At 66.5% G+C, this 4,440-nt stretch carries 3 protein-coding genes; 2 read left to right on the forward strand and 1 reads right to left on the reverse strand.

The window, feature by feature from the left end; genetic code table 11:
- Positions 1-92: 92 nt before the first annotated feature.
- Positions 93-1,895, forward strand: a complete 1,803-nt coding sequence (gene msbA / locus CIC12_RS13990) for a lipid A export permease/ATP-binding protein MsbA (RefSeq protein ID WP_168664696.1) — start codon at positions 93-95, stop codon at positions 1,893-1,895.
- 135 nt (positions 1,896-2,030) lie between these two features.
- Here msbA and CIC12_RS13995 read toward each other — a convergent pair whose 3' ends face one another.
- The gene (locus tag CIC12_RS13995) at positions 2,031-3,068 is read right to left on the reverse strand and encodes a glycosyltransferase family 2 protein (protein WP_168664697.1); all 1,038 of its coding nucleotides are present in this window, start codon (positions 3,066-3,068) and stop codon (positions 2,031-2,033) included.
- 212 nt (positions 3,069-3,280) lie between these two features.
- On the opposite strand from CIC12_RS13995, the gene CIC12_RS14000 reads away from it, so the two are divergent.
- Entirely contained in the window at positions 3,281-4,360 is a 1,080-nt protein-coding gene (locus CIC12_RS14000; RefSeq protein WP_238812598.1) for a glycosyltransferase family 4 protein, read from the forward strand.
- The last annotated feature ends 80 nt before the right edge of the window (positions 4,361-4,440 follow it).

The following is a 4,440-nucleotide window of genomic DNA, read 5'->3' on the forward strand; positions in this document are numbered from 1 at the left end:
CCCCCAACCGATTACAATGCTCTTTTTTGTTATTCCCGCGGCGCCCGTCCGGTGCGCTGCGCGGTTGCTGTCCCGCATTCACAGAGGATTCCTTGAGCGCGAAGCCAACGTTAAGCAAACCCATCGGTTCAGGTGAGGCGTCGTCGCCGGCCGTCGTCTTCCGGCGCCTGTGGCCATATATCAAGCCGCTGCTGTGGGTGGTGGTCGGCGCGATCGTCGCGATGGCCGTCAGCGCCGGCACCGACGCCGCCATCCCGGCCTTGCTCAAACCGCTGCTGGACAAGGGCTTTGGCGCGCACGCGAGCGACAACGCCAAGTGGTTCGTGCCGGTCGCGGTGATCGGCCTCGCGCTGATTCGCGGCGTGTCGCAATACGCATCCGGCTATCTGCTCGCGTACGTGTCGAACAAGATCCTGCTCGACCTGCGTCTGACGATGTTCAACCGGATGATCCACACGAGCGTTGCGTTTTTCCAGCGCGAAACCGCGAGCACGGTGATCAACGCGATCGTGTTCGAGGTGAACCAGATTCTCAACGTGCTGCTGAGCGTGATGGTGACGCTCGTGCGCGACTCGCTGACCGTGATCTTTCTGCTCGGCTATCTGTTCTATCTGAACTGGCGGCTGACGCTGATCGTCGCGGTGCTGCTGCCGGGAATCGGCTGGCTGGTCGGCAAGATCAATCGCCGTCTGCGGCGCCTGAACCGCGAACATCAGCTGCTGACCAACGAGCTGTCGTACATCGTCGAAGAGACGGTGGGCGGCTACAAGGTCGTCAAGGTGCATAACGGCGAGCAGTACGAGATCGACCGCTTCACGGCCATGAGCAAGCGCCTGCGCGGCTACGCGATGCGCATGACGGTGTCCGGTGGTCTCGCACAGCCGTTGACGCAGTTCCTCGCGTCGATCGCGCTCGCCGTCGTGATCACGATTGCGGTGGTGCAGTCGTCGTCGGACCAGACCACCGTGGGCGGCTTCGTCGCGTTCGTCACGTCGATGCTGCTGATCATTTCGCCGCTTAAGCATCTGATGGACGTGAACCAGCCGCTGCAGCGCGGCATGACGGCCTGCGAGCTGATCTTCGGTCTGATCGACGAGCCCTCCGAGCCGGAAGGCGGCGGCAAGCCGCTCGAGCGCGCGCGCGGCGAGGTGGAGTTCCGCGACGTGTCGTTCAATTACAGCACCAACGGCACGAGCGCCACGCATAACCGCCATACGCTCGATCACGTGTCGTTCGAGGTGGCGCCGGGCGAAATGGTCGCGCTCGCCGGCCCGTCGGGCAGCGGCAAGACCACGCTGGTGAATCTGCTGCCGCGCTTTTTCGATCCGACCGGCGGCCAGATTCTGGTCGACGGCGTGCCGCTGCCCGAATACGACCTGCACGCGCTGCGCAGCCAGATCGCGATGGTGAGCCAGGACGTGGTGCTGTTCAACGACACGGTCGCCAACAACGTCGCGTACGGTCAGACGGCCGATGCAGAGAAGGTCAGGGCGGCACTGCGCGCCGCCAACCTGTGGGACACCGTCGAGGCGATGCCGAACGGCATCGAGACGCTCGTGGGCGACAACGGCATGATGCTCTCGGGCGGCCAGCGGCAGCGTCTGGCGATTGCGCGCGCGATCTACAAGGACGCGCCGATCCTGATTCTCGACGAAGCCACTTCCGCGCTCGATTCCGAATCCGAGCGCCACGTGCAGTCCGCGCTGGAAACGTTGATGAAGGGCCGCACGACGCTGGTCATTGCGCACCGTCTGTCGACGATCGAGCGCGCCGACCGGATTCTCGTGATGGAAGCGGGGCGCATCGTCGAGCGCGGCAGCCATCGGGAATTGCTGAAGCAGGATGGGCTGTATGCGCATCTGCACCGCATCCAGTTCCAGCAGAACGCGGCCTGATCAGACCGGCTCGAGCGACGCCCGGTCTGGCGGCTGAGCGTCGCGTCTTCATCGCCCCGTTGAACGGGAAAACACTTTTCATCTTCCGGCCGGCATCGTGCGTCGCGTGGCGCGCCTCAATTGCAACGCGCGATTTCAGCGACGGTCCTTGCGCACCACGCGCTTGAGCCAGATGCCCGGCGCGTACACCGCCGGACAGCTCGCGTACAGAAACATCCGAATGCGCAGCCCGAGCTTCACCCCGGCACTGCGCAGCAGCAAGCCGATACGCTCGCCTAGACTGCCTGCCTCGAACATCGCGTGGATGAACTGCTCACGTGCGAGCTTGGGAGCCATCGCCGCGCGCATGCGTTCGCCCACACCGGCCACCCCGGCGTCGCGCTGCAACTGCGCCAGTTCCGCCAGTCCGTGACGATTGCTCTGGCGCATCCGCGCGATCAGCTCATCCACCGAACCATAGCGGCGTTTGCGCGACAGTCCGCCGCGCCGGTAGCGCACCAGCGGCTCGCGCAGGCTCATGGCGCCGCCCGACAGGATCGCGCGCAGCACCATGATCTGATCTTCGGCCGCGGCGCCCGGCAGCATCGGCCCGAAGCGCTCGAACAGCCGCCGCGACCATGTATGCGCCGCGCCGATCAGCCACGGGCGGGCCGCCAGCCAGTCGTCGAAACTACGATAGGTGTCGAGTTCCGTAGGGCTCAGCCGCTCGTGAACGTGGCCTGCTTCGTCCATGTCGGCGAGGTCGGTGGCGATCAGATCGGGGCGGCGCTCGTGTGCGAGCCAGAAGTCCACCACCCGCTCGCAGCGCGTCGACGCCGACATGTCGTCGCCCGCCGCGACGAACAGCAGCTCTCCGTGCGCCTGTTGCGCGATTTGCGACAGGTGCGCGCTGATGCCCTGGTTGGCCGCGTTGCGCCGAGTGATCACCCGATGCGGGCCGTGGTAGCCGGCGAGCGCCGCTTCGATCGCGGTAAACGTCGCATCGCTGGACGCGTCGTCGGAGATGATGATTTCGAGCGGCTGATAGGTCTGCGCGAGCGCGCTGCGCACGGCATCGCCGATCTGTGCGGCCTGGTTGTAGGCGATCAGCAGCATCGTGACCAGCGGGCGTTCGGTGCCCGGCGCGGCATACGGCGCTGCGGGGGACGGGTGAGACGGCAGGCTATCGGTCATGGAGTCGGAGCGGGTGCGATTGGGCTAGATTTTAATCGGTGCAGACGCGGCTGCGGGGGTGCGGCCTCGATCCGCTGCGTCGCCGCAGGCATCCTTTACAATTGCCGCTGCTTTCGACCAACCGGCTCGCGCGGCACCGCGTGTCCATGCCCGCGTGCAACCCGCCCGACGCCGCAGGTGCGCCGCGAGCGCCCATCACCGAGATCCGATCCTTGTCCGACCCGACCCGCCGTCCACTCACCGACATCGCACTGACCACCCAGGCGCTGAAAAACAGCGGCGGCGCCGAACGCTATACGCGCGACGTGATCGCCGGCCTGCATCGGATGGGCTTGCGTCCGACGCTGTTCGCCCGCGAAATCGACCAAAGCTTGCCCGAAGCGGCCTGGATCGACGCGCAGCCGCTGAACGTGCGCTGGGCGCCGCGCAAGCTGCGCAACCTCGCGTTCGACTGGCGGCTGAAGCAGCGGCTCAAACGGCACCGCCCCGCCTGCGTGTTTTCGATCAATCACTCCACCCAGGCCGATGTCGCGTTGTGCGGCGGCACGCATCCGGGCTCACTCGAAGCCGCGGGGCGCAACGCGCGGCGCAGCGATGAGTGGCAGATCGACATGGAGCGGCGCGTCTACACGCAGGCGCGTTCGATCATCGCGCATTCGCAACTGATGAGCCGCGAGCTGCAGCGCTTCTACGGCGTGGCGGCGGAGCGCATCGACGTCATCTATCCGCCGGTCGACACCGCGCGCTTCCAGCCGCTCACCGACGAAGCCCGCGCGGCGGTGCGCCGCCAGTTCAACTGGCCCCAAGACCGCGTGATCTTCGCGTTCTCGTCGACCAGTCACGAGCGCAAAGGCTACCCGCTGCTGGAGGCGTTTTTCGCGCGGACCACGCTGCCGGTGTGCCTTGTCGTCGCGGGGCGGCCGGTGCCGAAGACCAGTGAGACGATTCGCTACGTCGGCTACAGCAAGGAGATCGAGAAGCTGTTCGCGGCCGCCGACTTCACGGTCGTCGCGTCGGCGTACGAGCCGTTCGGTCTCGTCGGCGTCGAGTCGGTGATGTGCGGCACGCCGCTCGTGATCGCGGACAACGTCGGCTCGGCGGAGACCGTCACGGGCGCGGCGAAGATCGAGTTCTCGAGGCAGTCTGGCGGAAGTTTCGAGCGCGCGATCGCACAGGCGGTGGAGCGGGCGGGCGCAGGCGGCGCGCGGATCGCGCGGCCGCTCGAGAGTCTGGTGTACGACCCGAGCGTCGATGCGCATGTTGCCGCGCTTTATGAGCTGTTTACGCGGTGAACGGATCAGCTGATGTGCGGCTGCGCCAGGGACGGGCGCGGCAGTACGCCGGATTGGCGGTGAGGGGAGCAGGCCGGTCC

It is taken from the genome of Paraburkholderia sp. SG-MS1, assembly GCF_012275575.1.
Lineage (GTDB): Bacteria > Pseudomonadota > Gammaproteobacteria > Burkholderiales > Burkholderiaceae > Paraburkholderia.